This window comes from Streptomyces kebangsaanensis, from assembly GCF_001906585.1.
GTDB classification, from domain to species: Bacteria; Actinomycetota; Actinomycetes; order Streptomycetales; family Streptomycetaceae; genus Streptomyces; species Streptomyces kebangsaanensis.
In genome coordinates this window covers 421,116-425,271 of sequence record NZ_JUJA01000167.1, presented here as the reverse complement: position 1 = coordinate 425,271, position 4,156 = coordinate 421,116, and the positions used below count along the sequence as shown (strand labels likewise).

General features: G+C 72.3%; 2 protein-coding genes. Both read left to right on the top strand.

Going from position 1 to position 4,156, the window contains the following annotated elements:
• On the top strand, positions 1-1,041 hold a 1,041-nt coding region (locus tag RH94_RS36695), incomplete at its 5' end, for an ATP-binding protein (RefSeq protein ID WP_234426292.1).
• Positions 1,038-3,983, top strand: a complete 2,946-nt coding sequence (locus tag RH94_RS36690; RefSeq protein WP_073952602.1) for a DUF5682 family protein — start codon at positions 1,038-1,040, stop codon at positions 3,981-3,983. The genes RH94_RS36695 and RH94_RS36690, both read left to right, overlap by 4 nt.
• The last annotated feature ends 173 nt before the right edge of the window (positions 3,984-4,156 follow it).

Here is a 4,156-nt window from a genome sequence, read left to right as displayed (position 1 = left end):
AAGCCGTTCTCGTGGCGCCTGTCGCCGAAGATGGTCCGTCTGTTCATCCTGGGCTCCGAGCGCTCCGACGGCCTGGACCGGGAGATCCCGCAGAAGTGGTTCGGCGACCGCAGCTTCGTCGAGCGTTCCATCGTCACCCTCGCCTCCGACCGCGGTCTGCTGCTCATCGGCGACCCCGGCACCGGCAAGAGCTGGCTGGCGGAGCTGCTGTCCGCCGCGATCTGCCGCAACTCCACACTGGTGGTGCAGGGCACGGCGGGCACCACCGAGGACCACATCAAGTACTCGTGGAACGTGTCCATGGTCATCGCCAAGGGCCAGTCGCGGGAGTCGATGATCCCCTCCCCGATCATGACCGCCATGGAGGCGGGTGCCATCGGCCGCTTCGAGGAGCTGACCCGGTCCACGAGCGATGTCCAGGACGCGTTGATCTCGATCCTCTCGGAGAAGTACATCTCCGTTCCCGAACTGGAGAGCAGCGGCAGCGACAACATCGTCTTCGCCAAGCCCGGTTTCTCGATCATCGCCACGGCCAACAGCCGCGACCGGGGCGTCAACGACCTGTCCTCCGCGCTCAAGCGCCGCTTCAACTTCGTCCGCATCCCGGTGGTGACGAACAAGAAGAGCGAGGCGGAGATCGTCCGCTTCCGCACCGAGGAACTGCTGCGCCGGCACTCGATCGACCTCGACGTGCCGCCGACCCTGCTCGACGTGCTCCTGCAGAGCTTCGCCGACCTGCGCGCGTCCGCCGCCGCGGCCGGCAGCGACGACGAGAAGCTGGAGTCGGCGCTGTCGACGGCCGAGCAGATCGGCGTGCTGGAGGACGCCGTCCTGCACAGCAACTTCTTCGGCGAGCGCGCCCTGACCGCCCGCACGCTCGCCTCCTCGCTCGTCGGTTCCCTCACCCGCCGCGAGCCCGAGGACCTGGCCATCCTCAACAAGTACCTGCACGGTGTCGTCGAGCCGCGCAGCAAGGAGGAGGGCGGCTCCTGGGCCGAGTTCCTGGAGGGCGGCCGCGACGCGATCGCCACGCTGTCATGAGCGGGCCCCACGAGAGCGGCGCGTTCGCCGCGCTGCGCGGGCAACTGCAGGATGCCGCAGCCGCGTTCGCGGGCGGGCCCGACACCTTGGAGGACATCCTCCTCGGCATGGTCGACGACGTCGACCGGGCGGTGCGCGAGCCGCTGGAGATCTTCCCCGTCTGCCACCACTCGCCCGCCTCGGCGACGGCCATGGCCCGGCGGCTGCGCGAGAAGCAGCCCAAGGTGGTCTACCTGGAGCTGTGCGAGGACATGGCGCCGCTGCTGACCGAGCTGCGCAACTGCCGGCTGCCGGTGGCGGTGCAGGCGTTCGCCGGTGACGTCGACGGCTTCCCCCAGGACTGGGCTCCGCTGTCGGTCGTCGCGCCGATCACCGAGGCGTCCGCCGAGTACCAGGCCATCGCGTACGCCCTGGACACCCCGGGTGTGGAGCTGGTCCTCGTGGACCGGTCCGCGGACCACGTCTTCCAGTGGGACACCCGTGGCGAGCGGGCGCCGGAGGCCGCCGCGGAGGACACCGGCTCTCCGGCCGAGGCCGAGGCCGCGCTGCACGGCGAGGCCGTCGGCGTCGAACTCGGCGATCTCCGGCCGCGCTTCGCCGAGCTGGAGGAGCATCTGCTGCACCACGGCAAGGTGCGGCACTGGTCGGAGTGGTGGCACCAGTACGTCGAGGTGCCGCTCGGCGACAGCGCCGCCGACCACGACACCTACCGCCAGGTGATGTTCCTCATCGGCAGCCTGTTCCGGCGCCTCGCTCCGGGTGACGGCGCCCGGGTCCGCGTGGACGAGGACCGCGAACGGTACATGTGGACCCGGATGCGCGAGCACCTGACGGCGACCGGGACCGATCCGGCGGACTGCCTGTACGTGTGCGGGGCGTTCCACGCGGCCAGCCGTGTCGAGGAGTTCGGCGTGCACGGCACCGACACGTATCCGATCTCCCCGCGCACCGCCACCACTTGGCAGTACGGGCTGATCCCGTCCAGCCACGCGGCGATCGAGGCGCAGTTCGGCCTTGCCGCCGGCTCGGTGTCGATCGCCTCGACGGAGTGGGCGAAGAGCCTGAAGCGCACCCGTGTGCGGCCGTACCGGCTGGCGGGCCAGGCGGGTACGAAGAAGTCCTCGGCGAAGAAGGCCGGTGCGGCGAAGGACCCGGGACGACAAGACGCCGTCCCCGCACCGGAGTCCGCCGCCGCGGACCGGCTGTCCGGCTTCCTGCGCAGGCCGCCCGTGCTCGACGGCCTGGACGAGGCCGAACTGCTCGGCTGGTCGGTGGACATCGTGCGCGCGGCCCGGCGCAACGGCTACCTCGCCTCCACCGCCGACGCCATCGCGGTGTTCGAGACGTCCGTCCTGCTCGCCGGGATGCGGGACCGGGCCAAGCCCACGCCGTACGACTTCCAGGACGCGGCGGTCACCTGCATCGAGAAGGACGCCGTGCCGGGACGGCGGGACGTGCGACGCCTCGTCGAGATCATGATGGGCGGCGACCGGATCGGCCAGGTCGGCTACGAGGCGCTGCCGCCGCTCGCCCGCGACGTGCACGACCGGCTGGCGCCGCTCGGACCGAAGCTCCAGCAGCGCGGCGTGCAGCGGGCCCTGCTGGACATGGCCTCCCGGCCGGAACTCCAGGCCTGCTCCGACGTGCTGTGGATGCTGCGGCGCCTGATGCCGCACGGCGCGGCCCGGCCGATCATGGGCGAACGGCGGCTCGGTGAGCGTTCGATCCAGGAGTCCTGGGACCTGGCGCTCGGCACCCATCAGCGGGCCCTCATCGAGCTCGGTTACGAGGGCGTCAGCATCGAGCAGGTCCTGGAGCAGCGACTGCGGCGCGACGCCTACGGCCCGCAGGCCACGACCGCGACCGTACTGGCCGCGGTCGAGGACGCGACCCTGTACCTGCGCAGCCGTCGTCTCGCCGACGAACTCGGCACGCACGCGCTGAAGGTGCTCGCCACCGAGCGCAGCGTCGACGGCGCGCCGGAGGTGCTGCGCCGGGTGCGCGGGCTGCTGGCGTACTACCGCACCGGCGAACCGGTGCTGCCGCCGTGGATCGAGTCGTTCGTCAAGACCGGCTACGCCCACTACTGCACGCTGCTGCCGGTGGCGTTCCGGGACGAGGACGCGACGGTCGGGCAGGTCGCGGCGATGCTCGGCTTCCTGTTCAGCATGGAGGGCCTCGCGCTGTCGCTGGGCTGCGACCGGGCCCAGTTGGAGCTGGCGGTCGCCCAGTCGCACCCCGAGGAGCCGTCGAAGACGGCCCTGCTGTGGGCGGCGCAGGTGCAGCTCGGCACGTTGTCCCGGGCCGAGCTGCGGGGCCGGTGCGACGCACTGCTGGACAATCCGCTGGTGGTGCCCGCCTATCCCCGTTACCTCAGCGGCTTCGTCCACGCGCTGGAGCCGGTGCCGGGGTTGGCGGACGTGGTCGTGGAGGCGGTGTCGAAGGCGTTCGGGCGGTTGCCCGACGCGGTGCTGCTGCCATGGCTGCCGCTGCTCATCACCACCTTGCGGTCCGGCGCCGCGGAACTCGTCCCGCTGCTGGTCCGCGAGGCCGGGCGGATCTTCCCGGGCCGGCCGGCGGCCCTGGACGCGTGGATACCACCGTGGCGGACGCCCCCGGCCCCGCCCGCCGGGCGCCGGACGCGGTCCGGAGGGCACGGCCGCCAGGGCGCCACGTTGCTCCCGGCGCACCCTGCGACCTGCGACGCGGTGGCGGAGCTGCTGGGCTGCGCGCAGGGGTGGACGCGGGCCGACGTCCCGTTCCCGTCGGGTACGGGTGTCGGGTTGCCGGCCGTGCATCCGGCGACCTGCGACGCGGTGGCGGAGCTGCTGGGCTGCGACGGCGCGTGGGCGGTGTCCGGCTCCTCGCCTTCGGGCGCCGCGCTGACGATCCGGCATCCGGCCACGGCGAAGGCCCTGGAGTCCCTGCTCACGAACACGTGACAGCGACGGCTCACGGCGCCGGCCGAGTCCTGGGGCCACCAGGATCCGGCCGGCCCGGCGTGCCGGTCAGCGGGCGTCCGCGTTTCGACGTCGCGTCGTCTTCCTCGCCGGCCGGCGGATGATGTCGTCGTCGGACTCCTCGCGCGGGACACAGCGGAAGCCGCCTTCCGCCT

Excerpts from the sequence above, each read along its gene's own strand:
- RH94_RS36690 (WP_073952602.1), top strand. The coding sequence starts at position 1,038 with ATGAGCGGGCCCCACGAGAGCGGCGCGTTCGCCGCGCTGCGCGGGCAA.